Source organism: Leucobacter sp. 7(1), from assembly GCF_900163635.1.
GTDB lineage: Bacteria > Actinomycetota > Actinomycetes > Actinomycetales > Microbacteriaceae > Leucobacter.
This window is the reverse complement of sequence record NZ_FUID01000023.1, coordinates 18,973-44,872: the sequence shown is the minus strand read 5'-3', so window position 1 is coordinate 44,872 and position 25,900 is coordinate 18,973. Positions and strand designations below refer to the sequence as shown.

The window sequence follows — 25,900 nt, the reverse complement described above, 5'->3', positions numbered from 1 at the left end:
GCTGGATCAGGAGTCCGCCCGGCCGCGGGCAGCAAGGGCCACGAGTTCGCGCCGAGTGCCGCTCAGATCGCCCGGCCCACCGCGCCACACCGCAGTGAACGGGCGAAGAAGCGGCTCTGGGCCGAGGGGGCGTGCCACGATGCGCCCGAGCCGCACGTCGTCGCGCACAGTGAGTTCGCTGAGCACCGCGGGGGCGACCCCCTGCGCGACGGCGCTGCGCACGGCGGCCTCGGTCGCGAGGACAAGTGCGGGCTGGTGTGCGGGGTGCGCCACGTGTGCGGCGATTGTGGTGTCGAGGACCGCGCGGGTTCCGCTGCCCGCCTCGCGGGTGACAAGTGGCGTGGCTGCAATTTCCGCGAGCGGCACGGACGTGAGGCTCGCCCAGGGGTGCTCCGGGGCGATCGCGACGACCATCTGATCCTGCCCCACCACTGCGCTCCCGAGGCCCGGCGGGGCGTCGGGCGTCTCGATGAAGCCGAGGTCCAGCTCGCCGGCCCGGACCGCGGCCACGACCTCGGTGCTGTTCGCGGTGCGCAACGCGATGTCACTCGGGTCCATGCCCCGATCCAGCTGCGCCCGCCGGAGCTCAAGGAGCCAGCTGGGCAACCGGTGCGCGGCGATGGTTTGGCTCGCGCCGATGCGGAGGGTTCGCCGGGTGCCGCCCGCGAGGCTGGCGATTCCCTCGTCGAGGCGTGCCGCCGCGTCGAGGACTTCTCGTGCCCAGGCGAGGACCGCGTCGCCGTCCGGCGTAGCGGTTACCCCAGCGGGGGAGCGGTGTACAAGCGGGCCGCCCGTGAGGCGCTCCAGGCCGCGCAGTCTGGCGGAAACCGCCTGCTGGGTGACGCCGAGTTCTCGTGCTGCAGCGGACAGACTGCCGAGTCGCAGCGCCGCCTCGAAGCAGCGGAGGTCAGAGAGGTCCGGGGAACGCATGCACACAGGATACAACCCTAGATTGGATCCCCTCACGAGGTACCCGTTCCGCGAGTGTGCCGGGACGCGACACACTGGAAGCATGAAGGTCGCACCCCTGCCCACCCTGCCCCATCGCCTTGCCGCCCGCGGTATCGAGGTGCTCCCGGGCACGCTGCTCTGCGCGGCGATTGCCGCCGTCGCAACCGTGATCGGCGGGTTCGTTCCGCTTGTGGGTTCGGCGATCCCGGCTGTCGTGATGGGCGTGCTTGTCTCCCTGCTGCGGAGGCCGAGCGCGGGGCTGGCTCCGGGAATCAGCTATGCGAGTAAGTTCGTGCTGCAGTGTGCGGTGGTGCTGCTCGGCGCGCAGCTTTCGCTCGCGAGTATCGTCAGCGTCGGGCTTGAGTCGCTGCCCGTCATGCTCTCGTCACTGACTGTGTGCCTATTGGGTGCATGGATCATCGGCCGGGCCCTCGGCGTTGACCGTGACCTGCGCGTACTTGTCGGCGTGGGAACCGGGATCTGCGGAGCCTCGGCGATCGCCGCAATCTCACCCGTCATCCGGGCGAAAAGCGCGGATATCGCCTACGCCATTTCGACTGTGTTCCTCTTCAACATTCTCGCGGTGCTCCTGTTCCCAGCACTGGGGCACGCGCTCGGGATGAATCCTCACGCGTTCGGACTGTTCGCGGGCACCGCGGTAAACGACACGAGTTCGGTGGTCGCTGCCGCGAGCGTGTTCAGCGCCTCAGCACTCGGTTTCGCGGTCGTTGTGAAACTCGTCCGGACGCTCATGATCATCCCGATCAGTGTCGGTCTCGCGGTCATGGAGGGGCGTCGATCTGGCACCGCCGAACGCATGACCCCCGCCCGTGTCCTGAAGCTTGTGCCCTGGTTCTTGATCGGATTCCTCGTTGTTGCAACGCTTACCAGTCTGGGGGCGGTTGCCCCGGCTTCTGCAGACATCCTGACGCAGATCAGCGTGTTCCTCGTAGCGACCGCGCTTGCTGGGATCGGAATGTCAACGGATCTGCGTGCGATCCACTCCGCCGGCCTACGCCCGTTGATCCTGGGCGGCATTCTCTCCACCCTCGTCGCCGCCACCACGCTGGGCGTCATGGCGCTCACCGGTGCGTTGTAGGAACGTGAGTGGCTAGTCCAGCAGCTCGGCGAGTTCGCTGAGGTACTCGCTGGTGCCGCCCTCGATGCGCACGGCTGCCCGGGAATCGGCGGCCGTAGGGCCGCGGTTGATCACGGCGACCGGGATCCCGCGCCGCTCAGCGCGGTGCAGCAGGCGCACACCGGTGTTCACGGCGAGCGAGGTCCCCGCGAACAGGAGTGCGCTCGCCTCATTCACGAGTTTTTCGGCCTGCGCGAAAACGGGGCTCGGCACCACTTCGCCGAAATAGACGACGTCGGGGCGCAGCATGCCCCCGCAGGCGGGGCACCGCGGCACACGAACACCCGCGAGATCGCCCACCTCCGCATCTCCGTCGGGATTCAGAGGTGCCCCGGCCTGCGCCTCGGCGTAGCCGGGGTTGGCGACGTCGAACCAGTGCAGCACTTCGGCGCGCGTCCACCTGGCCGCGCAGTCGACACAGCGGATCGCGGAGCCACTGCCGTGCAGCTCAACGACGGTGCGGGATCCCGCTTTGCGGTGCAGTCCGTCGACGTTCTGGGTGATCACGCCGTCCACATGGCCTGCGGCTTCGAGGCGCGCGAGGGCCAGGTGCCCCGGATTAGGGGAGATTGTGTGGAGCGGGTCCGCTCCCACGCGCGCGCCGGCCCAGAACCGCTGCCGGTATGCGGGATCCTCGGTGAACTGCGCGATGCTCATGGGGGTGCGCGGCGGCGTCCCGGCCCCGCGATAGTCCGGGATGCCGGAATCTGTGCTGATGCCGGCACCGGTGAGGACCGCCACGGGCCCCTCCCTGAATAGTGCGGCGAGCTCTGCGACCTGGTTCATCCGGTCCCCCTTCGTTCTGGTGTGCAGCCTACGCGTTGTGGTCTCCTGTGTGCCGCACCTCTGGAGACAACGCTGTGCGGGCCGTAGCATTCCTGTGGTGCGGCACGCCGTCAGCGAACTCGATCCGGAGCTGCAGCCACGTCGTGAGCCGATCGTCGCTGGAGTGTAGTGGCACGGCGAATGCGTCTTCGGCCTGACGGATCCTGTGGCGAACTGTGTTCTCGTGTACGCCGAGTTCCCGCGCAGTGCGGGCGACATTGCCGGAGTGCTCGCACCAGGCGAGTACCGTGGCAGCGTAGCTGGGCTCGTCGGCGCACAGACGAGGGATCTCGGGGGCGGCGAGTTCTGGTGCGTCATCGAGTACGCTCGCGACGCGTTCCAGCAGCAGCCGGGAGCGCAGCGCCGGGAGTGTCACGATGCGTTCGGTCAGCTCAGCGCCGGCGCGCGCGGCGGTCGCGAGGAGCCGTTCGGCGAGCTGGCGCAGTTCGGCGACGTCGCCCGGACGGTGTGCGGTGCCGGGGATCGCGACCCGGGTGCCCGGCCCGATCAGCCTGTCAAGGAGAGGGAGCAGCGGCACGATGAGCGACGAGGGATTCTCCCGCTCGTCGCGGGCGAGGACGGCGTAGGTGGTGCGGTCGCGAATCGCGGTCACCGTTTCGGGGTGCCGAAGCGCCAGGTGGCGGGCGACGGCTGAGCGGAGCTGCGCGAGCGCGAGCGGCCCACGGTCCCCTTCAACGGCGAACGCAAGTACGGTGGCCCCCCGGTCCTCGGGGAGCCCGAGCTCGGCAAACTCGGAACCGGTGACGTTTGTCCCCGCGAGGATCGTGCGCAACCGTTCTTCACGAGGCAGCTGGCTCCCTTGACGGGTTCGCAGATCATCCAGCATGTGCCCGGCTGCTACGGTGGCCGCGGCCCGCACACGAGCATCCTGCTCGGGAGTGAGCGTGGAGTCCGGTTGTGCGGTGATGATCCAGATCGTGCCCAGGGGGAGCGTGCCCGCCGTGATCCCCATCGCAACGCGTGGCGCATCATCATCCTGCTGCGGGTACACGACTGGTCCGTCGGTGCGGAGCACGGTGCGGTACTGGTCGTCATTGAGCGGGGAGTCGGGGACGCGGCGAGTGAGGATTCCCTGCGTGCGGAGCCCGTCAATGAGCTGCCCCGGGATGGCGGAGTAGGCGATGATCCGACGACTGAGGTCTTCGATGGCAACGGATCCGCCAAAGGCCGCCGCGAGCTCGTTGGCGAGTGCAAAGAGCGGTTCAGATCGGTGGTCGCGATGAGCGCCCCCGTGTTGGTCCAGCCCGCCGAATGCCTGAGTTACTGCCGCGTCAAAGATCCGCCAGCTCACCCGATCCGCCACGCGAAGGATCGGGACACCGCTCACCGCAGCGAGGGCAGCCAGGGAGGGAACCTCCGTGTCCGAGCATTTGAGGGCCAGGGCGCTCGCCCCGTGGTACCCCGCAGCAGCAGTGAGCTCCCCGAGCTCCGCAACCGAGAGCTGCCCGGCGGAGGGCGCGAGGAGCATCATGCCGGGTTCCGCGGGGAAGCCGTCAACAGCGTCGTAGAACTCGGATCCTGAGATGTGCTGCGCCGGATCGAAGGCCCCGAGCGGGGTGACGGTATCGTGCCCGACCGCCGCGAGGACATCGCCGAGGGTGACCGCGTCAGACACCGGCGCAAGCCCCGATGAGATTGGAGAATTCTTGGACTCCATGCGTCCAATATATAGGAAAACTCCAATGTAGAACGGCCGGTTGTTCCCTAGGCTGGAAGCGACGCATCACGATCGAGGAGAGCACTATGGCCCAGAACACCCCCGCAACGCAGCCCGCACCCGAGGGAACCCGACTGGGCGAGCTGTGGGACGTGCTCCCGGAAGAATCCGGAGTCGACGCACAGGGTGTGTTGACAATCGGTGGTGTTTCCGTCACGGAGCTCGCCGCCCGATACGGCACACCACTGCACATCTTCGATGAGGCAGGTCTTCGCCGCCAGATCCGGCGCTTCGTTGATGGCCTCGCGGAGCGCTGGCCGAACTCCGAGGTGCTGTTCGCCTCGAAGTCGCTCCCCATCGTGGGCATGTATCGACTTGCCCACGAGGAAGGCCTTTCCGTTGATATCGCGGGCGGTGGGGAACTCCAGCTTGCGCTCGCCGCAGGAGTGAACCCGGCGAAACTCCACTTCCACGGCAATGCGAAGTCGGACGCCGAGTTGCAGATGGCGCTGGAGGCTGGCATCGGTGCGATCATCGTTGACAACGAGGATGAGTTGGACCGCTTGGAGCGACTCCTCACGAAGCCGCAGGCGCTGCTCCTACGGGTCATTCCCGGAGTTGAAGCTGAAACCCATGCTTCCCAGGCGACCGGCGGCGACAAGTCGAAGTTCGGTCTCCCGATGGACCAGGCGCTGCGGGCGATCGAGCGCATGAACGCGCACCCGCTGATGGACTTCGAGGGCGTGCACCTCCACATCGGTTCACAGATCCTCAACACCGCCCAGTTTGCTCAGGCCGTGGAGAAAATTTCAACCGCGGGCACCTTCCGCACCTACGACGTCGGAGGTGGCCTCGGCGTGAAGTACACCTATGCTGACGATGCTCCCTCGGTGGATGCGTACCTGGATGCGATCGTTGCGGCTGCGCGCGAGCACCTGCCTGAGGGTGCCCGGATCATGATCGAGCCGGGCCGCTCGATCGTGGCTCGTGCGGGTGTCACCCTGTACGACGTGCTCTCCGTGAAGCACACAGGCGACACCTTCGTCGCAGTGAACGGCGGCATGGCGGACATGCTCGACGTGGCGCTCACGGACCAGCGCTTTGAAGCTGTGCTCGCGAACCGCGTCACGGAGCCGTGGGAGGAAAACGTGCAGCTCGTGGGCCGGCAGTGCGAATCCGGCGATCTCCTCGTTGACGGTGCGGAGTTGCCAGCGGCTCGCGTGGGGGACCTCGTGGTGCTTGCTACCACCGGTGCGTACTCGTACACGCTCGCGAACAACTACAACGGTGCCCTGCGTCCCGCGATCGTGTTCGTCGCGGACGGTGACGCCCGTGTGGTGGCCCGCCGTGAGACCTACGAAGATCTGCTCCGCCTGCACGCTCCCGCTATCGAGGCCGCTCGCGAGGCTGACGCGAGCTGACGGGTAGAATTGCGGGCATGACGACCGCGCGCGAACAGCTCATCGACCTCATCACCAGCGAGGCCGTGTTTCACGGCGACTTCACGCTCACGAGCGGCAAAAAGGCGACGTACTACATCGACCTTCGCAAGCTGAGCCTGGACCACCGTGCGGCACCCCTGATCGGTCAGGTCATGCTCGACCTGATCGCCGATGTGGATGGCGTTGTCGCCGTCGGCGGTCTCACGATGGGTGCGGACCCGATCGCCTCGGCGATCATGCATCAGGGCGTAGCCCGTGGTGAGGTCTACGACTCGTTTGTGGTGCGGAAGGCTCCGAAAGACCACGGCCGTGGCCGCCAGGTCGAGGGCCCGGACCTTGAGGGTAAGCGCGTGATCGTGGTTGAGGATACCTCGACAACGGGCGGTTCCCCGCTGCAGGCGATCGAAGCGCTCGAGAAGGTCGGCGCGATTGTCGCGGCGGTCGCCGTGGTTGTCGACCGTCAGGCTCCCGCGCGCGAGCGGATCGAAGCGGCAGGCTACGAGTACCGGTACGCAATCGGCCTCGACGATCTCGGGCTGCTGCCGCAGTAACTCGTGAGACGCGGCAACGCCGCCCATGAACACCGAAGCCCGGACGCAGTTGCGTCCGGGCTTCGGTGTTGTTGAGACCCAACAATATTCCGGCGAAGATCTTTCGCTTTGAAAACACTTCCCTTGGCGGAGCCTGATTGCTAGCATCATCATCAGTCGGTCATTTGGTCAGACCAACTGGCTAAAGCGAACCGATGTACAACACTCAACGTAGAGATGTATGAAGGAGATAATGGTGTCTGTTTCGTTTGAAGCCCGTGTCGCAGAGCTTGGTCTTGAGATCCCCGACTACACGCAGGGCGGCTACCACGGAACCTTCTATGGTTCGATGAAGGCTTTCCATAAGACCGGAAACCTCTTGTTCATCTCAGGGCACGTCGAAGACGCGCTCGGCAAGAACGGTCAGCCGATTCACGCAGGTCGCCTGGGTGCCGAGGTGACGATTGAAGAGGGCTACCAGGCGGCTCGCCGAACCGCGCTGAACTGCCTCGGTACCATGCGACTTGCTCTGGGATCGCTCGACAACGTGAAGTGTCTCGTGAACTCTCTGAACTTCGTCGTCTCCGCGCCCGACTTCGTTGATGTCAACCTGGTTTCGTCGGGAGCGACGGATCTGTTCCGAGATGTCTTCGGAGACGAAGCTGGTCTCGGCGGCCGCGCAACGATCGGCGTCACCTCTCTCGCAGCGAACCACTGCTTCGAGAACTGGATGACAATCGAGACGATCGACTGATCGATCACCGGCGGACGTGATCATCATGGGAAGTAGGAAGACCGCCGGTCTTGCGCTCGCCGCGGGAGCTGCACTGCTTGTACTGAGTGCGTGCTCCTCCGGTGGCGGAGACGGCGGCGAAGGCGGCGAAGCCCCAGAAGGCGCGATCCCACTGGGGTACACGGCGACGCTCTCGGGCGACTTTGCCAGCTACGGTCTGGAAATGCGCGAGGGTATCGACCTTGCCATTGAAGAGATCAATGCCGACGGCGGAGTGCTTGGCCGAGACCTCTCCACCGAAGTGATCGACGACGAGGGGAAGCCCGCGAATGGACCGGTGATTGCACAGGAACTCTGTGACGACGCCAATGTGCCAGCCGTGCTGGGATTCAGCTTCTCCAGCGTCGCACTGTCGGGTTTGCCGATCTACACGCAGTGCGGGCTGCCCGTTGTCGCGTCCGCAGTAACATCGCCCGAACTCAGCGGGGCAAGCGACGTGTTTTTCCGCACGGTTTTCACCGACGCATATCAAGGTGCTGAAGCGGCCAAATTCGTCTCAGAAAACCGCGGGGTGAAGAAGGTTGCGGTCCTGTACCAGCAGGATGATTACGGCAAGGGAGTCGCGGACGCTTTCACCGCAGGAATCGAGGAGGCCGGGGGTGAGGTTACAAGCTCACAGGCCTACCAACTCGGGACCGTCAACTTTGGCAGCACGGTTGATACGGCGCTCAAGGGCAACCCCGATGCAGTGTTCATTGGAGGGTTCTACACCGAAGCCGGCAAGATCGTGACCCAGATCCGTGATGCAGGATCAGACCTTCCGATCTTTGCCTCCGATGGCGCGGCAAGCCCCCTGTTCATCGACCTCGCGGGCGAGAACGCGGAAGGCGTTGAGGTCTACGCAGCATTCTCTGCAAGCGATCCACGAGCTGAGTCCTCGGGGTTTGTGTCGAGCTTCAGCAAGAAGTACGACAAAGAACCGAGTTCCTGGGCCGCGCTCGCCTACGACGCAACGTATGTCGTTGCCGACGCGATTGAGTCCGCTGGGTCAACGGATCGAGCCGAGGTCGCTGAAGCGATCCGAGGTACCAAGGACTTTGCTGGAGTCTCCGGGAACATCAGCTTCGATGACGAGGGCAACCGAGTCGGCGAACTGACGTTCCAACGGGTCGAAGACGGCAAGTTCGCTGTGATTACTGAATAGTTCCCTAGCGGGTGACCCAACCGGGCACCCGCTAGGGCACTCCCCATTTACTACTCACTACGGAGACAAGTGATGCAGGAAATCATCAATGGACTCGCGGTCGGTGGGATCTACGGCCTCCTCGCCGTCGCATTCAGCGTCGTGTACGGCGTACTCGGAATGGTGAACTTTGCCTTCGGCGAGATCTTCATGTTTGGCGCATTCGGAGCGCTCGTTGCCGGGCAGACACACACAATGATCGCGGGCAACGCCGTTGACAGTACCGCGCTCCCGGCCTGGCTCGCTATCGCGATCGGCGTGGTCGTGGGTTCACTCATCGGATGGTTGATCGAGCGAATCGCGTATCGGCCACTGCGAAATGCACCGATTCTCTCGATGCTGATCACCGCAATTGCCGTGTCTATGCTTCTGCGCGCTGTCGCGACCTTCCTGTTCGGTGCGGCTCAGGTTCCGGTGCAACGTCCGGACCTTGGTGAACCGCTCATTGTGCTGGGAGCTCGCGTGCAGCGAATCGACGTGGTGGTGTTGACCGTCGCTGTGCTTGTCACTCTCGCGTTTTGGGCAGTGATTCGATTCACCCCAATTGGTCGAGCGATTCGGGCGACCGCCGAAGACAAGGACGCGGCGAGGCTCATGGGCATCGGCGTTGATCGAGTGATCTCAACGACATTTGTTCTGGGATCAGCAATGGCTGCCATCGCAGGGTTGCTCTACTCGCAACGCTATGGTTTTGCAGCCGCAACGATGGGCTTTCTCCCCGGGCTCAAAGCACTTGTTGCTGCGGTTCTGGGCGGAATCGGCAGTATTCCCGGGGCCTTTGTTGGGGGACTGGTGCTGGGAATCAGCGAGGAGTTCGCTGCGGCATACGTGCCACAGGGGTCCGCCTATCGAGACGTCATTGCGTTCGGGATTCTCGTGATCATCCTGTGGCTTCGCCCGCAGGGCCTGCTCGGCCGACGAGAGGTACAAAAGGTCTAAACCATGTCTAATACACACACCACTCCAATTGTGGTCATCAAGCCAGAGTTGGGGCTTCACCGCTGGCTCTGGCCCGGGGTCTTCTTGGTCCTCGGCCTGCTGGCACCTCTGGTACTCCCCGGGGACAAATGGATCCGAGTCGCTGCTCTCGCGCTGGTCTATGTTGCATTGGCTTCCGGATTGAACATCCTCGTCGGACTTACCGGGCTGCTCGACCTCGGCTTCATCGCTTTCTTTATCGTTGGGGCTTATACGGCGGCAATCTTTACGGTCAGTACATTCGGGCCCATGCTTGCGGAAAACCCCGCGGCTCTCGCCTGGGTACTGCCCATTAGCATCGTCGCCGCTATCGTCTTTGCCGGGATAGCGGGCTCCATTATTGGGTACCCCACACTGCGTGCTCGCGGAGACTATCTCGCGATCATGACGCTTGCGTTCGGGGAGATCGTGCGAATCGTCTCAATCAACTGGACCGAATTCACTGGTGGGGCGGTGGGCATTCGCAATATTCCGCCCCTCAACTTTGTAGACGGCGGGATGGTCGCCCCCACAACGACCTACTACATCATCTTGACGGTTGTCGTGATCTTGGTTGTCGCGCTGGCCTCGCTCATCGCATCACCGGTTGGTCGTGCCTGGGTTGCCATCCGAGAAGACGAACTTGTCGCATCCTCGATCGGGATCCGAACGCGACGGTACAAGCTTCTGGCCTACGTGGTTGGGGCCGCGACAGCTGGGGTGATCGGAGTGTTCTTCGCGCACATGAATCAGTTCGTCAACCCAGATAGCTTCACACTCGAGGACAACTTCATCGTGTTGAGCCTCGTGATCCTTGGCGGAGCAGGGACACTGTGGGGACCGATTACCGGGGCGGTGCTCTGGATCTTCTTCCAGGCGGTGGCAAAGGACATTCCGCTCATCCAAGCGCACCCAGAGTTTCGCACAGGGCTCCTCGCTCTGATTGTTGTGGTTCTGATGATCCTGCGACCAGGAGGGATCGTGTCCAAACGTTTGGAGCTGACCCGCGCCCGCGGTGGCAGCATTCCTCCCGTGGGGGATCTGGTCCAGGCAGCGGATCTCACCGGAGTCGCTTCGGGAACTCCCGTACTGCAAGTGCGCGAGATGAAGCAGGTGTTTGGCGGTCTCACCGCGCTGGAGTCGGTGACGTTTGATTTGCGGCACGGAGAAGTGCTAGGACTCATGGGGCCGAACGGTGCCGGAAAATCCACTCTGTTGAACGCGATATCAGGGGTCACTCGAGCTACGTCCGGCACCGTCGAGTTGTACGGCGAACGGACCGAGAAGTTGGAATCGAGCGCCGTGTCGACGCGGGGGATTGCGCGGACGTTCCAGACGGTCAGGCTCTTTTGGGACATGACGGTTCTCGAAAACCTCCTGGTTGGTGGACACGCACGGCTCGCCGGATTCGTGCCGAAGTTCCTCTCCCCGTTCCCCTTTGTGCGGCGCAGCGAGCGCTTTACGGTCGAAGAAGCCGAGGAGGTGCTCGCTTTCGTTGACGCGTGGGAGTGTCGTGATCGGCGGGCATCATCACTTGACGCATATCAACAGCGAAAAGTGGAGATTGCCCGTGCCCTGATGACGCGACCAAAGGTGCTTCTGCTCGATGAACCGGCGGCCGGACTCAATGAAAGCGAAACACGTGATCTTTCCACGCTTATCGCCCGGATCCGGGAGCATGGAATCGACGTCATCTTGATCGAGCACGACATGGACTTGCTCATGGGGGTTTCCGACCGGATCGTGGTGCTCGATCACGGAGTCATTATCGCGGATGGCACGCCCGCGCAGATTCGTACGAACCCAGCCGTGCTCGAGGCTTATTTGGGGAGTGATGCAGCATGAAGATGCTTGAAGTTCGTGACTTGAATGTGCGCTACGGAGTGGTTCGTGCGGTGCTGGACGCCAGCCTGCACGTGGACGAAGGCGAGCTCGTTGTGGTGGTCGGTGCAAACGGGGCTGGGAAAAGTAGTCTGCTCCGGGCCGTTGCCGGACTGAATAAGCACCGTGGCGATATCGAACTTGCAGGATCTCCCGTCGCACATCTGCGCGCTGAGCAGCGGGTGAAACGGGGACTCTCCCTGGTCCCAGAAGGGCGGCACATCTTTGGCCGGATGAGCGTACTTGAGAATCTGCAGGTGGCGCACTGGGGTGCAACTACGGACCTCGGGTCGGAGATCTCAGATGCTTTCGCGCGGTTTCCGAGGTTGGAAGAACGGAAGCATCAAACGGCGGCAACGCTTTCGGGCGGCGAACAGCAGATGCTTGCGCTTTCACGCGCGCTGATCAGGAAACCTAGATTGCTGATGCTCGATGAGCCTTCAATGGGCCTCGCGCCGAAGATCGTGGCTCAAATGTTTGAGATCATTAGTGAGATCAATGCCGCGGGAACGAGTGTGCTGCTCATTGAACAGAACGCCAGGATGGCGCTATCAATTGCACACCGCGGGTACCTGATGGAAACCGGGACCCTCTCTGGCGGTGGCGATGCACGTGTGATGCTTGACGACGAGCGTCTCCACGAGGCCTACTTCGGGAAAAGTCCTGGAGCGGCAAGTTAGCCGCGTCAACCAGGCGTGCAGGTGCGGGTTGAGCCGAGGCAACAGATTGAGAATGGGTGAACACTATGGACTGGGGTTCGATGAGCCGGGGAGAAACACTCTCCGTGCCCGACCGTCTTTCGGTCGATCTTGAACGGTTAATTCTCGAGGGTGAGTTGACTCCGGGAGAGAAGCTTCCAGCGGAACGAGAGCTCGCCCAGCTACTGAGCGTGTCTCGTGTATCGGTTCGTGAGGCGCTGCGCGAGCTCGAAAACCGGGGGCTCATCGACCGTAGGCCGGGTCGAGGCACGATCATTTTGGCACCGGGTGAAACATCACGAGCGTCGGAAGACGTCATTGAAGCCTTCTCGTCAATGCGATCGGAACTCACCGACATTATGGAACTGCGCGCAATCGTGGAACCGCCCATCGCGCGAATCACCGCTGCGCGGGCGCAGCCACGGGACGTCATCCAACTCGAAGAGTTGGTGAAGGCGATGGAAGTCGACGTCACTAAGGAGCGATACGCCGAGTTGGACCGCGCGTTCCACCAGGCGATTGCGCAGTACACCCACAACCCCTTGCTGTCCTTGATCAACGAGCAGATCGCGAATCAGATCGCGCCGAGCAGGGCTAGCCGCTACCAGACTAAGGCTCGGCGGCAGGCCTCAAGCGTCGCGCACCGGCGTATCTACGAGGCGATTGCCGCCGGAGATGGGGCGCTTGCGGAAGAAGAAGCGCGCGCACACGTGTACGACATTAGTCGCGAGATCGCGCGAGCATCAGTCAGCAACTCGATGGTGAGGGTAAAGGCGAATGGTAGTGATCAGTAAGGTGACCGGGGGCGCGATTTCGACGTCGCATCACCTCGCAACGGAGGCCGGTGCCGCGGCGCTGCGTGCCGGCGGAAACGCGATCGACGCCGCGCTCGCTGCGGCGGCGACGCTGTGCGTTGTGTATCCGAACAACGTGGCGCTCGGCGGTGATCTCGTCGCCCTTGTGCGGAGCCCCGATGGTGAGATTCGCTTTCTCAATGCCACCGGTGCCGCACCTGCCGGGCAGACGCTCGACGCGCTCCGCGAAAAGCACGGCGAGGCGCTCCCGCTTCGCGGAATCGACACGGTGACGGTGCCGGGTGGGATCTGCGGCTGGAACTCGCTGCATGAACTCGGGGCGACGCGGCCCTGGTCGGAGCATTTCACCGACGCGATCCGCCACGCGGAACAGGGCTTCCCGAACTCGAAGTCCGTGGCCGCAGCGCTCCTCGAAGACCGCGCATCGCTCGAGCAGGATCCGGGCGCTCGTGAGGTGTTCTACCCGGGAGGGGAACCGATCTCGGAGGGTGCTCCGCTCGTCCAGCCAGCGCTCGCCCGTACGCTCCGCAGGATCGCCGCGGGCGGGTCTGCCGAGTTCTATGAGGGCGAGACTGCGGACCTGTGGATCGCTGGCCTGCAAGCCCTGGGCTCACAGATCACGAAGCAGGACGCGCGCGACTACCAGGGATACTGGGCCGAGCCGCTCGAGGGCGAGTTCGAGGGGCATCGGGTAGTCACCGGTCCGCCGAATACATCCGGGTTCATGCTGCTTCGCGCACTGGAAGCCGTTGCTACGGGTATCACGGATCCGTTGGGCGCGGGCGCGGGCGAACTCGCGCTCGCGTTCCACCACGCAAACTCTTTGCGCGCCAGCCACCTTGCCGACCCGCGGCACGGCGGCGCAACGGGACAAGAACTCGTGAAGCTTCCCGCGCCCGAGTGGCCCGTCGCTGGTGCCGCGAAGGCCAGTGGCGACACGGTGGGCTTCGCTGCGATCAGTGATGACGGTTGGGCCGTGTCCTTCATCAATTCCGTGTACTGGAGTTTCGGTGCGCACATCCTTGAGCCTGAGACAGGGATCCTGTTTCAGAACCGGGGAACCTCCTTCGCACTTGATCCGGTATCTCCGAATGCGTTTGGGCCGGGCAAGCGTCCCCGGCACACGCTGATGCCGGTCCTGATCCTGCGCGACGACGAGATCGCTTGGGTTCCCGCCACCATGGGCGGGGCCGCTCAACCACAGATCCACGCGCAGCTGCTCCTGCGTTCGCTCGCCGGTGCGACACCGCAGCAGGCGACCCACGCGCCCCGGTGGATGGTCGAGGAGTGGCCGGGGGACGGTCCCGCGACTGTCATGGCCGAGGCTGACGTTCCCCCAGAGACACAACGGGCCATCGCGGCCGCCGGATTCCCGGTCACCGTGGTGCCGCCCCTCACCGAAGATCTTGGCCACTCGAATCTCATCCGGGTGACCCCCGCAGGGTACGAAGCCGCAAGCGACCCCCGTTCCGACGGTTCTGCCGTGGTCGTGCAGGCCCCGAGCTGAGCGAGGCGGGCCGCACGGCGCCCGCCTCGCCCCAGTCTCGCTCCACGCACGCACTCGCAGAATCGACGTTCCATGACTCAGACCCCTCCCCGCTCCAGTATTTTCGTTCTTGCCCTCCTCGGTGCACTGACCGGCCTCCTCTCCGGGGTGTTCGGGATCGGTGGCGGAGTTGTACTGGTGCCCATGCTCGTGATGTTCCTCGGGTTCCAGCAGCGGCTTGCCGCCGGTACCTCGGTGGCGGCGATTCTGCCTGCCGCCGTGGTGGGCGGCATCGGCTACGCGATCCAGGGCAATGTGGACTGGGTCGCGGCGATCGCGCTCGCGCTTGGCGTCATCGTGGGTGCTCAGATCGGGAGTTATCTGCTCTCGCGCGTGCCCACCGGGTTCCTGCGCTGGCTGTTCATGGGCTTCCTTGCCGTAGTCGTGGTGAGTCTGTGGTTTGTTGTCCCGCAGCGTGACGCGGAGATCGAGAAGAGTGCACTCATCCTCACCCTGCTTGTGGTGACCGGCCTCGTCACGGGCGTGCTCTCGGGGCTACTCGGCGTGGGTGGCGGTGTCGTCGTCGTTCCCGTCCTGATGTTCTTCTTCGGGGCGAGCGATCTGATCGCCAAGGGCACCTCCCTCATCATGCTGATTCCCGGCTCGATTTCGGGCACCATCGGCAACGCGCGGCGCCGCAATGTCGACCTGCGGTCTGCCGCAATTTTGGGGATCGCAGCGAGCGTGCTCTCACCGCTGGGCTCGGTGATCGCTACGCATATTCCGCCGTTCTGGTCCAACGTGGCGTTCTCGCTGCTGCTCGCGTTTGTGCTGGGTCAGATGCTCTTCAAGACCGTGCAGGGTCGGAAAAAGAAGTAGCGTCGCGGGGTCAGGGCCTGGCGTGTAGATCAGCGCCCCGGATAGGCTGGATTCACCGAGTGTTTCCGTGCCAGCGAGGTCGCGGCCCCGCGGCCGGACTGGCGCGGCCGTGCGGTGCGGGGCATCCCGCCAGTCCGGACACCCCAGGAGCGTTCAGTGTCTGCCACGACCATGCTGGAATCCGAACAGGCCGAGCTGCACGCAAGCTATCGGCACCTCCACGAGCATCCAGAGCTCTCGATGCAGGAGCACCAGACGGCAGCATTCATCGAGGGCAAGCTCGAAGAGCTGGGCATCGAGCACTTCCGCTGCGGGGGCACCGGTGTGGTCGCGATCCTGCGCAATGGGGCCGGTCCCGTAGTTGCATTCCGGGCGGACACTGATGGTCTGCCCATTCAGGAAGACACCCCGGCGGACTACCGATCAGTGGCGACCGGAACCCTGCCCGACGGCACTGCTGTTCCTGTGATGCACGGCTGCGGCCACGACACGCACGTGGCCGCAGCGCTCACCGCGGCGCGGATCATGCAGCGCGAGCATGCCCAATGGCGCGGCACGATTGTGTGGATCTTCCAGCCCGGTGAGGAGACCGCCGAGGGGGCCGCGGCGATGGTGGCCGATGGACTGTGGGATCGGGCCCCGGTGCCGGAGATCGTCTTTGGGCAGCACGTCGTCTCCGAGATTCCCGCGGGAACCGTGGGGATCGCCTCGGGCAGTGCGATGGCGATGGCGGACTCACTGCGGGTGACTGTCCGTGGACGCCAATCCCACGGCTCGCAGCCGCAGGACGCCATCGACCCCATCGTGCTGGGGGCCCACATGGTGGTGCGGCTGCAGACGATTGTGTCGCGCGAGCTCGCGCCGCAGCAGCCTGCGGTGCTGACGTGCGGTACGTTTCACGCTGGCCTCAAAGAGAACATCATTCCGGACCGGGCGGAGTTCACACTGAACATCCGCACACTCACGGACGAGACCCGCGCCCAGGTCCTGGCAGCGATTACCCGGATTCTTGACGCCGAGGCCGCGGCCAGCGGCGCACCGGCCCCCGAAATTGAAGAAATGTACCGCTTCCCCCTGCTGTTCAATGACCCCACCGCCACCGAGGGTGTACGCACGGCATTGCGAGGAGAGCTCGGCGAGAGCCAAGTGGCAGAACTTCCCGCGGCGATGGGGTCAGAGGACTTTGGCTGGCTCGCAGCCGGGGCCGGCGTCCCCAACGTGTACTGGGTGTTTGGGGCCTACCCGGCCGGAACCGAGAACCCGCCAGTCAATCACTCACCGTTTTTCCTGCCGGTCATGGAACCAACGCTCGGTACGGGGGTGCGCGCCGCGGTGAGTGTGTTGCGGAGCGCGCTGGGGAAGTGAGGCACTGGGTGCCGAGGCGCTCGTTACACATCCATTCGGAGACCGCTGCGTTTCATCGCCTGCAGCACGATCGAGGTGTCGACTTCCACGGCGTCCTCGGTCCAGTCCGCGCGCATCAGGAAGTCCGCGAGCGCGGCGTGGTCAACACACGCGATGTCGACGAAGAGCTGATGACGCCCGGTGGTGAACGCAAGGTAGCGAACCTCGGGGACCTGGGTCAGTCGCTTCGCCACGGACTCGGTGCGTCCCGGGAAGGTTCGGATGCGTAGGATCGCCTCGACCGGGAAACCGAGCGCGGCCGGCTCGATGACCGCGCGGTCGAATATTCGGCCGCTTGCCTGAAGGTGCGCGAGCCGGCGGCGCGCTGACGCCGGCGAGAGCGCGGTCGCGCGGGCGAGCTCCTCAATGGTGGTCCGACCGTCGAGCGCAAGCAAACGGGCGATCTCCTGCTCCTCGCGGCTGAGCGGGGCGAGTTCGACCGCACCGGTTGGCTCCCAGCGCTGTTCTCGATCTGTGAGCGCGCGGACCTGAGCGTCGTCAAGGATCCCCGGGAGCCACTGGTGAATGCCCTTGTAGAGGCGCAGGATCGTCGCGGTGTCGACTCCGGCGACCCCCGGGAGGCCGGGAAGCTCGTCGAGCAGCACCGACAGTGAGCGGGAGCGTTCGTTGATGAGCTCGAACACGCAATCCGCGTCGCCGGTTGTGAGATAGGTGAATACCGAGTTGGCCCGAGCCGCCGCCGCGGTCGCGGTCATGCGGTTCATTCCCGACAGGCATCGGACGCTCGCGATCGCGCTGTCGAGGACGCCGCCCTGCGGGAGCAGCGTGAATCCGGTGATGCGGACCTGGCCCGTGCGGAGGAGCTCGGCACCGTGCGCTGCCACCGTGCGCTCGGGAACGTCCAGAACCGATGCGATCCGGCGCCATCCTGCCCGACCGTTGACCTGGAGTGCGGCGACGATCTGGCGATCCAGCTGATCCAACACCTTCATGGCATTCATGGCAACATTATCTGCTGATTCCTTCAGAAACTCAACAGCTAGACACGAGATGGGTCACCTGAGCATATTGTGGAGGCTGATTCAACCAGCGTCGGTCGAATGGGTTTTCCGGAGGCCAGCGCGTGCACGTCCCCGCCCGCCACCCACAGAAGGATTGCACTCAATGAAGATTCGCAAGTTTGTCATGGGGGGCCTTGCCGCTGCAGCGGCCCTCACCCTCGCGGCGTGTTCCTCCACCGCACCCGCGGAGGAGAGCGCCGCGGGCGATAAGCCCGTCACGATCCGGGTCCAGGCCCAGAACTCGATCGCCGCCGAACCCCTGTACATGGGGATCGAGGAAGGGTTCTTCGCAGATGAGGGGCTGAATGTCGAGGTCGTAGACCTGCCTGATATCGCCGCGGCAACAGCCGCCCTCCAAGCAGGCAAGCTGGAACTCGCGTTCGTACCCACGATCTCCGCACTGCAAATGGCACGCCAGAATGTTCCCATTACCCTGATCGCGGCTTCCGACGGGATCAACCCCGACGCCCAAGACGCGAGCCGGGAGGAGCAGCGCGACTTCACCTCTGTGGGGGTGTACACGAGTCCGGGCAGCGGCATCACTGATCTCCAGGGCCTCGCCGGCGCGAAGATCGCGGTTCCCGAGCTGAAAGGGCAGCCGGACGGTACCATCACTTCGGTCCTACACGAGGCGGGTGTTGAAACGGACGATATCGAGTGGATGAATTTGGGCTTCGTTCCCGCACTCGAGGCACTCAAGAGCGATCAGATCGATGCGGCCTTCCTCGTCAGCCCGTTCTCACTCGAGGCTGATGCTGCGGGCATGGCACGGGTAATGAACCCGAGTGTGGAGTTCTTTCCGCGCGGTTCGGCCACGACCGGATGGGCTGCCTCAACGTCCTGGGCCACAGACAACCCCGAGGCGGTCGCGGCGTTCCAGCGCGGGATCGCGAAGTCGGCCGGCTGGGCGAGCGACAACCTGGACAAAGCGAAACAGCACGTGATCGACCGCGCCGGGCTCAAGCTGACGCCGGCCGAGATGCCCCAGTCTTACTGGCCCAGCGAGATCGACCCGGAGCAGCTCGCGGAGGTTGACCAGAAGCTTGTCGACATCGGATTCTTTGACGCCCCAATCGACGTCTCTGAGGTGCTGACCGCGTCCGCCAACTAGTTCGCTGCAACTGGAGAGGAATGGCCATGTCGGCACCCACTCAAGAGGTCGCGCGCGGGAGAACACGCGTGCTCGTCCCGGCGCTGCTCGGGGTACTCGGAATCGTCCTCCTGCTCGCCGCCTGGCAGTGGGGAGCCGTGCAGATCGACTCGGCATCCGCCCTGCCGGGTGTCCCGGTTGTGGCACAGGCACTCGGAATGCTCCTCAGCCAAGGGTCGTTCTGGGCAGAGGCCGGAACCACTCTCGGGATCGCCCTGCTGGGGTGGATTCTCGCAGCGGTCGTGGGTATTGCCCTCGGCGTCCTCGTAGGCACGTCTCGGGTGGCACACGCCGCCACTCGAGTCATCCTCGAATTCCTCCGGCCCATTCCTGCGATCGTGATTCTGCCGCTCGCCATGCTGGTCCTCGGGCCCACCGCAGAGATGGGGGTGTTTCTGGTGATCTTTGGTGTGATGCTCCCGATCGCCGCGCAAACAGCCGCCGGTGTGGAATCGGTGGACCCGGTCATGATCAATACGGCGCGCTCGTTCGGGCTACAGCGTGGCGAAATACTGGCGCGCGTCATCCTTCCCGGGGCCTCACCGTACATTGGGACTGCGATGCGCGTCGCGGCCCCGGTCACCCTGATCATGGCGGTGGTCGCGGGAATGCTGGGCGGGGCCCCCGGCCTCGGCAATTCCCTCACTGTCGCCCAGATCGCCGGGCGTAACGAAGACATCTTTGCCTATGTGCTGGTGCTTGGCGTAATGGGGCTGCTGGTTCAGGCAGTGTCCGCCCGAGGCGAGCGCCGGCTGTTGCACTGGCACAGTTCGTACCGAAAGGAGAGCTGAGATGGCACGCAGCGAGCTCGCCCCCTCAACCACTGTGATTCGGACCCAGGCTCGGGTTAAGCAGGCGCGGAGCCAGCGCCCGCTTCTCTTGGCACTTGAAATCGGCGTCCCGAGCGTCCTGCTTGTTGTCTGGTGGTTCGGATCACTCGGATCGACGAATCCGTACTTTCCCCCGCTGCGCGACATCGTCAGCGAGTTCCAGCAGCTGTGGCTGTTCGACAAGTTCGTGAGCGATGTGCTCCCGAGCGTCGGCAACTTCCTCGCCGCCTACCTGATCGCGTGTCTTGTGGGGATCGTCCTGGGAGTCATGCTGGGCCTCATCCAGCCGCTGTTTTGGATCCTCGATCCGATCGTGCAGTTCGTGCGTTCAATTCCCGCCGTCGCGTTGCTCCCCATCTTCGTTGCCACGATGGGGTTCGGAAACGAGGTCCGGATCTTCGCGATTGCGTTGGCCTCGCTGTTCCCGATCTTGATTTCGACGATCGACGGTGTGCGCGGCACCGAACCGCTCCTCCTCGAAACGGCACGCGTGTACCGGCTCACCCCGTGGGAGCGACTGTGCCGAGTGTACTTGCCTGCGGCCTCACCGCAGATCTTCGCCGGAGCGCTGGTGAGCCTGCAAGTGGCGTTCATCGTGATGATCACGAGCGAGATGCTCGGGGCGGCGCGCGGGATCGGCGCGCTGACACTCCTTGCACAAAAGAGCTTCGATGTGCGCGGCATGTGGGCCGGGATTCTGCTACTCGGCATCCTCGGATTCCTTGCAAATCTCTGCTTCACCCTTGTGCGGCGGCGCGCCCTCGCCTGGTACCTCGGCTCCCAGAAAGCCGCCGCCGCGGACTAGCGCGGCCGCCGACCACCCCTCTGCACGCTGACCGTAGTGAAATCGGAGAACACCATGTCCCACCCCCAGCTCGTCGTCGAGCAACTGTCAAAGTCGTACAGCGTTGCCGGATCCAACGTGCAGATCATCGCCGATCTCACGTTTTCCGTCGACGCCGGAGAGATCGTCGCGATCGTCGGCCCCTCTGGGATTGGAAAGACCACCCTGCTGAAGTGTTTGACCGGCCTGCAGAGCATCACCTCTGGGACCGCGGAGATCCACGGGAAGCCAATCGAAGGGCCACCGGAAGAGATGGCGCTTGTATTCCAGGAGTACACGCGGTCGCTGATGCCCTGGCTCACCGTCGAGAAGAACGTTCGCCTACCGCTGCACCACCTGCGGCTTCCCGCGATTGAGGCAGACACGCGAGTCCGCACAGCGCTGGCCTCAGTGGGCCTGAGTCAGGCCGCCGATCGGTTCCCCTGGCAGCTGTCCGGGGGCATGCAGCAGCGTGTCGCGATCGCGCGTGCCCTCGCGTACCGACCCGAAGTGCTCGTGATGGACGAACCGTTCGCCTCAGTGGACGCACAGACCCGATTCGAACTCGAAGATCTGTGTCTAAAGATCCGGGACGAATTCGGGATGACGATTGTGCTCGTGACCCACGATATTGACGAGGCCGTCTACCTATCTGATCGGGTCGTGGTGTTGGGGCACAGACCGGCGGTGGTCACCCGCAGCATCGACGTGACATTGCCCACACCGCGCGACCAAATCACGACGCGCGCGCTACCGGAATTCACCGAGCTGCGCACCGAGATTTTTGAATTGATCCGTGCCGGTGCCATCCCTGCGGCACCGGCCACCGCGTAGAAACCCAGGAGCACCGTGACCGTCGAACTGAACTGGCTCTCCGCAACCGAATTGACCCGCATGATCCGAGCGGGTGAACTCTCAGCACGCGAGGCGCTCGAAGCGCACTGGAATCGGATCGACGAGGTGAACCCCACGCTCAACGCCGTGATCTTTCAAGACCGCGATTCTGCGTGGGCGCAGGCGCTCGCAGCCGACGAGCGACAGGCCGCCGGCGGCGAACTCGGGCTACTGCACGGGATTCCGCTCACAAACAAGGACACAAACGAGACCGCGGGGATGCCGAACACTTGGGGCTCGCCCCTACTGCAAGACGTCGTCCCCGCCGAGGACAGTCTGATTGTGGGGCGGATGCGTGCGGCCGGGGCGGTACTCACGGGAAAAAGCAATGTCCCCGAGTTCGCAGCCGGCGCGCACACCTACAACTCGCTGTTCGGAACGACGGTCAACCCTTACGACCCCTCGCGCAGCGCGGGTGGCTCGAGCGGCGGTGCCGCAGCGGCCATCGCAGCGGGGATTCAGGCTGTTGGCGACGGATCCGACATGGGCGGCTCGCTCCGGATCCCCGCCGCGTTCTGTAATCTCCTGGGGCTCCGACCCTCGCTAGGGCGGATTCCGAGTCCCGGGGCGAATTCGTGGATGTGGCTAGGCCGCACTGGACCACTGGCGCGCGAGGTCACGGATCTGGCCCTCATGATGACGGTGCTCTCCGGGCCGGACCCACGCGTGCCGACCTCCATTCCGGAGTCAGGCCGCGACTTCCGTGTCGGACTCGCTGGTGGTGTGGCGGGGCTGCGGATCGGGTGGGCCCCCGATCTCGGGCTCGGGATCCCGGTCGAGCCGGAAGTGGTGCGGGTTGCACGACAGGCGCTCGCGGTGTTCGCGGAGGCTGGGGCGGTAGTGGAAGAGGCTGCTCCGGATCTGTCGGAAGCGGATGCGGTCTTCCGCCAGACGCGGGCGTTCGACTACGAATTCGGGTGGGGGGAGCTGGTTCGTGCACACCCGGATCAGGTGAAACCCGAGGTGCGGGAGAACGTCGCCCTGGGGACCAGTCAAACGCGGGCAGAGATTCACGAGCTCACACGTGCCCGGACTCGGCTCGAAGCACGCACCAGGGAGTACTTCGAACGCTTTGACCTGTGGCTGACGCCGACCGCGCAGACGCTCCCGTTCCCGGCGGAGGAGAACTGGCCCACCCGGGTGGCGGATCAGACGATGGGAGACTACCTCGATTGGATGCGATCCGTGTGTGTCGTCTCGGCGATGGGCGTTCCCGCACTCTCCCTCCCCGCAGGGTTCTCCCGATCGGGGCTGCCGGTCGGCGTGCAGTTGGTCGCCCCGCACGGAGGGGATGCGCTTCTCCTGCGTGCCGCCTACGCCTACGAGCAGCGCACGCGGTGGGCTCGGGTCCCTCCGCGGCTCGGGGCGATCGAACCCGTGCAGAGGTGATATTCGTTGGGTGGTGATCGAGCGGAGCCAAGTCCGAGCATGTCTCCGCTTACACAGTGAGGGTGAACTCCGTGAGGTCTCCGAGCCGTCCGTTCACCTGGAGCTGGATCTGGTGCGGCCCGGTGTAGTACCTCCGGGTGCTGATGGGAACGATCGGATGGGTGCGCGTGCAATGCCAGCGCTCCCCAGGGGCAAGGGTCCGCGCCGCAAGTTTGAACGTTTTCGGCAGCGTGCTCCCATTTGCCTTGGCAAAGTGAACGATGTAGTCGACCACCACACGTGTGGTGTCCGGTTCATCGTTGCGGATTTCAAAGTCAAAGGTGAGCGATTCCCCCAGCGCGATTGCGGTGCGCTGCACGAGAGGTCCGGTCACCGAGATTCGTCGCTCGCTGTCGACACCGATCAAGCGCAAAGCGTCGGGGTGGCCCTGCTTGATCAGCGTGCGGAGTGCGTGCCGAACGCTCTGGGCAGCGGCAGGGCTAACATCCCAGGAGCGTGTCTGGGCGATCGCGCGCTCCGGGTTCAAACGACTCACATCGTTGACATGGTTTGCCACTGACCGGCGCACGTACGCGGATTCGTCGTCATGGAGGTGATCAAGCATCTGTCGAGTGGGCGCATCATCGGCGGCAAATTCATCCATGCGAGCGCCCCACGGGAGACGTGGGCGCGTGCATTCCGAAGCGAGCCGCCGTACATGCTCGTCCGGGTCGTGTGCCCATCCCACGATTGTCGGGAGCGCGGCGTCGCGGTGATTGAGCAGAATTGTCCGGGCAGCAAACTCGCTCGTCATGAGCGGGGTGAGCTGGCGTACCTGGTCCAGCGCCAAATCCAGATCGCCGTCGCTGCGCCGAGCCGCGGCCTCACTCACCGCGAGCGTCGCCCACCCCGTGAACTCGGGTACGACGAGCAGCGCTGCGCACAGATCGTCGAAGCGTGCGCCGGCGTCAGCGAGGAGCGCGTTCGCGATAGCGTCGATCCTGCCGTGGATCCCGAGGGGCGCAAGCGTGCCCTGCGTGCGCAGCATCTCGGGTGCGGCCTTCACCACCGTCGACTCTGTCACGATACGGATCAGGGTCGCGAAGTCTGCCTCGCTCAGCATTTCGTTCGCAGTGGGCATCGATACCTCCGGGGATCGCAGAGTCGTCGAATGGCGCGACTCGCCGGGTATTGAGCCTAACTCAGCTGGTTTCGCCGAGTTTGTCGGTGGTCCCGGGGATACTCATCACGACGCCCGGATCCGGGCACGTAGCCGAGACGAGAGTATCTGTGATGAGTATCGAAATCACCCATGTCCGTTACGGGAGCACCCCGAAGAGCGAGCAAACAATCAGTCAGGTGCAGTGGCGCGATACCGCCTCGAACGCCTCAGGTGAGATGGGCAAGCACGCACTCATCGTGTGGCTTGAATCCCAGAAGGGTGCTGCGTTTGTTGGTGACGGTGCCGCAAGGTCATCCGTTGACGTGGTGCAGGCCTCACCCAAGTACGTGCGCGCTCGTGGCAGCGCTGCCGGGGCTGCGACGCTGACAGAGCTGCCGGAGTTCTGACCGGGGCCGGCTCACCTCTCGACGTCCGCGGGAGGCGTGCGGGGGGCCAGCCCGAGGTGCCGGTAGCGTTCGTGCCGCAGGATGCGGCGGTACTCCGGGCGTTGGATGCTGAGAGCGGCGAGCTCCTGAGCGATCGCGTCGCCAGCGCGGGCGCAAAACGTTCGGGGTTCGGCAGCGGCGTCGGGAAACTCGGCGATGACGCGGTCCACGATTCCGTGGTCGCGGAGGTTCGCGGAGGCGACGCCCTGTTGCTCGGCGAGTTCCGGGGCATGGCTGGTGTCTCGGTAGACGATCGCGGACGCCCCTTCGGGTGGGAGCGGGGAAAGCCAGGCGTGCTCCGCTGCGAGAGTGCGGTCGGCGGGGAGGAGCGCGAGCGCGCCGCCGCCGGTGCCCTCTCCCAGCAGAACCGACAGCGTGGGGCTGTGATGGGTGACAAGGTCGGCAAGGCAGTGGGCGATCTCGGAGGCGAGTCCGCCTTCCTCGGCGGTTTGTGAGAGCGCGGCACCGGGAGTGTCGATGACTGTGACAAGTGGGAGCTGCAGTTCCTCTGCGAGGTGCATTGCGCGGCGTGCCGCGCGGAGCGCTCCGGGGCCGAGGGGAGCGTGCGAGCGTTGGGCCCGGCGGTCCTGGCCCACCACGACGCACGGGATGCCGCCGAACCTGGCGAGACAGAGGGAGAGCCCGGGATCACGCTCGCCCTGGCCAGTGCCGGAGAGCGGGACTACGTCGGTTGCGGCGTGGCGGAGGAGCTCGCGGAGTCCGGGACGTGCGCGGTCGCGGGTGCGGGTGATGGAGTGCCAGGTGGCGGTCGATCCCGGAGGGGCCGTGCTCGCGGTGCCGGGGTTGCCAGCGCGGGCGACAAGTTCTGCGTGGGTGGGGCGTTCCAAGAGCCGGAGGGTGCGGACGATCACCTCGCGGAGTTCTGCCGGCGGGAGGACGCCGTCAATAATGCCGTGCTGCGCGAGGTTTTCCGCGGATTGCACCCCGGCGGGGAACGGTTCTCCGTACAGTGCCTCGTACACGCGCGGCCCGAGGAAGCCGACGAGCGCGTCGGGCTCCGCGACCGTGACCTGGCCGAGCGATCCGAACGAGGCGAGCGCGCCCCCGGTCGAGGGGTGACGGAGATACGTGAGGTAGGGCAGTCCTTCAGCGTGGTGCGCGGCAACCGCGGCGGCGATCTTCACCATCGCCACGAACGCAACCGTCCCCTCCTGCATTCGGGTGCCGCCCGAGGCGACGGCGGCGAGCACGGGGAGTCGCTCGGCGGTGGCACGTTCCATCGCGAGCACAAACCGCTCGGCGGAAGCGACTCCGACCGATCCGGCGAGGAAGCGGAACTCGCTCGCGATCAATACCACGCGGCGCCCGTCGAGGCGCGCCTCGCCGGTGATGAGGGACTCGTCGACCCCTGACTGTGCTGCGGCCGCGGCGAGTTCTGCCGCATAGGCGGGGCCGAGATCCGGCTCCACGGGCGCGGTGTCCCAGCTGAGGTAGCTGCCCGGGTCGGCAGTGATGTCGATGAGCTCGTGAGCAGACAGCCGCGGACGGCGAGCAGGCTGTGCTGGAGTGGGGGGCGTAGTCATT

At 64.8% G+C, this 25,900-nt stretch carries 24 protein-coding genes; 18 read left to right on the top strand and 6 right to left on the bottom strand.

Annotated features, from left to right (window positions below; all coding sequences use genetic code 11):
• Positions 1-6 precede the first annotated feature (6 nt).
• Entirely contained in the window at positions 7-930 is a 924-nt protein-coding gene (locus FM113_RS05140) for a LysR family transcriptional regulator (protein WP_087012180.1), read from the bottom strand.
• A gap of 82 nt (positions 931-1,012) precedes the next feature.
• On the opposite strand from FM113_RS05140, the gene FM113_RS05135 reads away from it, so the two are divergent.
• The gene (locus tag FM113_RS05135) at positions 1,013-2,050 is read left to right on the top strand and encodes a YeiH family protein (protein WP_087012178.1); all 1,038 of its coding nucleotides are present in this window, start codon (positions 1,013-1,015) and stop codon (positions 2,048-2,050) included.
• Positions 2,051-2,062: 12 nt separating this feature from the next.
• On the opposite strand, the gene FM113_RS05130 is transcribed toward FM113_RS05135, so the two are convergent.
• Positions 2,063-2,875: a Sir2 family NAD-dependent protein deacetylase gene (locus FM113_RS05130; protein WP_087012176.1), complete on the bottom strand. Its 813-nt coding sequence runs from the start codon at positions 2,873-2,875 to the stop codon at positions 2,063-2,065.
• Between the two features lie 28 nt (positions 2,876-2,903).
• Entirely contained in the window at positions 2,904-4,592 is a 1,689-nt protein-coding gene (locus FM113_RS05125) for a CdaR family transcriptional regulator (protein WP_087012174.1), read from the bottom strand.
• 86 nt (positions 4,593-4,678) lie between these two features.
• On the opposite strand from FM113_RS05125, the gene lysA reads away from it, so the two are divergent.
• The 11 genes from lysA to FM113_RS05070 all read left to right on the top strand — a co-directional run bounded on the left by lysA (position 4,679) and on the right by FM113_RS05070 (position 16,621).
• Entirely contained in the window at positions 4,679-6,013 is a 1,335-nt protein-coding gene (gene lysA / locus FM113_RS05120) for a diaminopimelate decarboxylase (RefSeq protein WP_087012172.1), read from the top strand.
• 17 nt (positions 6,014-6,030) lie between these two features.
• Positions 6,031-6,585, top strand: coding sequence for an orotate phosphoribosyltransferase (gene pyrE / locus FM113_RS05115; protein ID WP_087012170.1), 555 nt, complete (start codon positions 6,031-6,033; stop codon positions 6,583-6,585).
• 235 nt (positions 6,586-6,820) lie between these two features.
• Positions 6,821-7,318, top strand: a complete 498-nt coding sequence (locus FM113_RS05110) for a RidA family protein (protein WP_217895958.1) — start codon at positions 6,821-6,823, stop codon at positions 7,316-7,318.
• 25 nt (positions 7,319-7,343) lie between these two features.
• Complete coding sequence (locus tag FM113_RS05105) at positions 7,344-8,501, top strand: ABC transporter substrate-binding protein (RefSeq protein ID WP_140393288.1); 1,158 nt, start codon at positions 7,344-7,346, stop codon at positions 8,499-8,501.
• Positions 8,502-8,573: 72 nt separating this feature from the next.
• Positions 8,574-9,479 carry a branched-chain amino acid ABC transporter permease gene (locus FM113_RS05100; RefSeq protein ID WP_087012164.1) on the top strand — a complete coding sequence of 302 codons (906 nt, stop codon included), beginning with the start codon at positions 8,574-8,576 and terminating at the stop codon, positions 9,477-9,479.
• Between the two features lie 3 nt (positions 9,480-9,482).
• Positions 9,483-11,342: an ATP-binding cassette domain-containing protein gene (locus FM113_RS05095; RefSeq protein ID WP_087012162.1), complete on the top strand. Its 1,860-nt coding sequence runs from the start codon at positions 9,483-9,485 to the stop codon at positions 11,340-11,342.
• Positions 11,339-12,058, top strand: coding sequence for an ABC transporter ATP-binding protein (locus FM113_RS05090; protein WP_217895957.1), 720 nt, complete (start codon positions 11,339-11,341; stop codon positions 12,056-12,058). The genes FM113_RS05095 and FM113_RS05090 overlap by 4 nt, the downstream gene beginning before the upstream one ends.
• Positions 12,059-12,138: 80 nt before the next feature.
• Entirely contained in the window at positions 12,139-12,870 is a 732-nt protein-coding gene (locus FM113_RS05085) for a FadR/GntR family transcriptional regulator (protein ID WP_254908879.1), read from the top strand.
• Positions 12,860-14,398 carry a gamma-glutamyltransferase family protein gene (locus FM113_RS05080; RefSeq protein ID WP_254908878.1) on the top strand — a complete coding sequence of 513 codons (1,539 nt, stop codon included), beginning with the start codon at positions 12,860-12,862 and terminating at the stop codon, positions 14,396-14,398. The genes FM113_RS05085 and FM113_RS05080 overlap by 11 nt, the downstream gene beginning before the upstream one ends.
• A 72-nt stretch (positions 14,399-14,470) precedes the next feature.
• Positions 14,471-15,256, top strand: a complete 786-nt coding sequence (locus FM113_RS05075) for a sulfite exporter TauE/SafE family protein (protein WP_087012156.1) — start codon at positions 14,471-14,473, stop codon at positions 15,254-15,256.
• A gap of 171 nt (positions 15,257-15,427) precedes the next feature.
• Positions 15,428-16,621 (top strand): amidohydrolase, encoded by a 1,194-nt coding sequence (locus FM113_RS05070; RefSeq protein ID WP_087012262.1) that lies wholly within the window; start codon positions 15,428-15,430, stop codon positions 16,619-16,621.
• Between the two features lie 23 nt (positions 16,622-16,644).
• Here FM113_RS05070 and FM113_RS05065 read toward each other — a convergent pair whose 3' ends face one another.
• The gene (locus FM113_RS05065; protein WP_087012154.1) at positions 16,645-17,622 is read right to left on the bottom strand and encodes an Lrp/AsnC family transcriptional regulator; all 978 of its coding nucleotides are present in this window, start codon (positions 17,620-17,622) and stop codon (positions 16,645-16,647) included.
• Between the two features lie 163 nt (positions 17,623-17,785).
• Between FM113_RS05065 and FM113_RS05060 the strand changes: the two genes are divergently transcribed.
• Genes FM113_RS05060 through FM113_RS05040 form a run of 5 tightly spaced genes read left to right on the top strand, consistent with a single transcriptional unit; the run spans position 17,786 to position 22,768 of the window.
• Positions 17,786-18,793 (top strand): ABC transporter substrate-binding protein, encoded by a 1,008-nt coding sequence (locus FM113_RS05060; protein ID WP_176387083.1) that lies wholly within the window; start codon positions 17,786-17,788, stop codon positions 18,791-18,793.
• 26 nt (positions 18,794-18,819) lie between these two features.
• Complete coding sequence (locus tag FM113_RS05055; protein ID WP_254908877.1) at positions 18,820-19,623, top strand: ABC transporter permease; 804 nt, start codon at positions 18,820-18,822, stop codon at positions 19,621-19,623.
• Between the two features lies 1 nt (position 19,624).
• Positions 19,625-20,467, top strand: a complete 843-nt coding sequence (locus tag FM113_RS05050) for an ABC transporter permease (protein WP_087012150.1) — start codon at positions 19,625-19,627, stop codon at positions 20,465-20,467.
• Positions 20,468-20,521: 54 nt separating this feature from the next.
• Positions 20,522-21,319 (top strand): ABC transporter ATP-binding protein, encoded by a 798-nt coding sequence (locus FM113_RS05045; RefSeq protein WP_087012148.1) that lies wholly within the window; start codon positions 20,522-20,524, stop codon positions 21,317-21,319.
• A gap of 15 nt (positions 21,320-21,334) precedes the next feature.
• The gene (locus FM113_RS05040) at positions 21,335-22,768 is read left to right on the top strand and encodes an amidase (protein WP_254908876.1); all 1,434 of its coding nucleotides are present in this window, start codon (positions 21,335-21,337) and stop codon (positions 22,766-22,768) included.
• Positions 22,769-22,817: 49 nt separating this feature from the next.
• Here FM113_RS05040 and FM113_RS05035 read toward each other — a convergent pair whose 3' ends face one another.
• Entirely contained in the window at positions 22,818-23,888 is a 1,071-nt protein-coding gene (locus FM113_RS05035) for a hypothetical protein (RefSeq protein WP_087012146.1), read from the bottom strand.
• A gap of 152 nt (positions 23,889-24,040) precedes the next feature.
• Between FM113_RS05035 and FM113_RS05030 the strand changes: the two genes are divergently transcribed.
• Positions 24,041-24,316, top strand: coding sequence for a hypothetical protein (locus FM113_RS05030; RefSeq protein ID WP_087012144.1), 276 nt, complete (start codon positions 24,041-24,043; stop codon positions 24,314-24,316).
• A gap of 11 nt (positions 24,317-24,327) precedes the next feature.
• On the opposite strand, the gene FM113_RS05025 is transcribed toward FM113_RS05030, so the two are convergent.
• Positions 24,328-25,899: a carboxyl transferase domain-containing protein gene (locus tag FM113_RS05025; protein ID WP_087012143.1), complete on the bottom strand. Its 1,572-nt coding sequence runs from the start codon at positions 25,897-25,899 to the stop codon at positions 24,328-24,330.
• Position 25,900 lies beyond the last annotated feature (1 nt).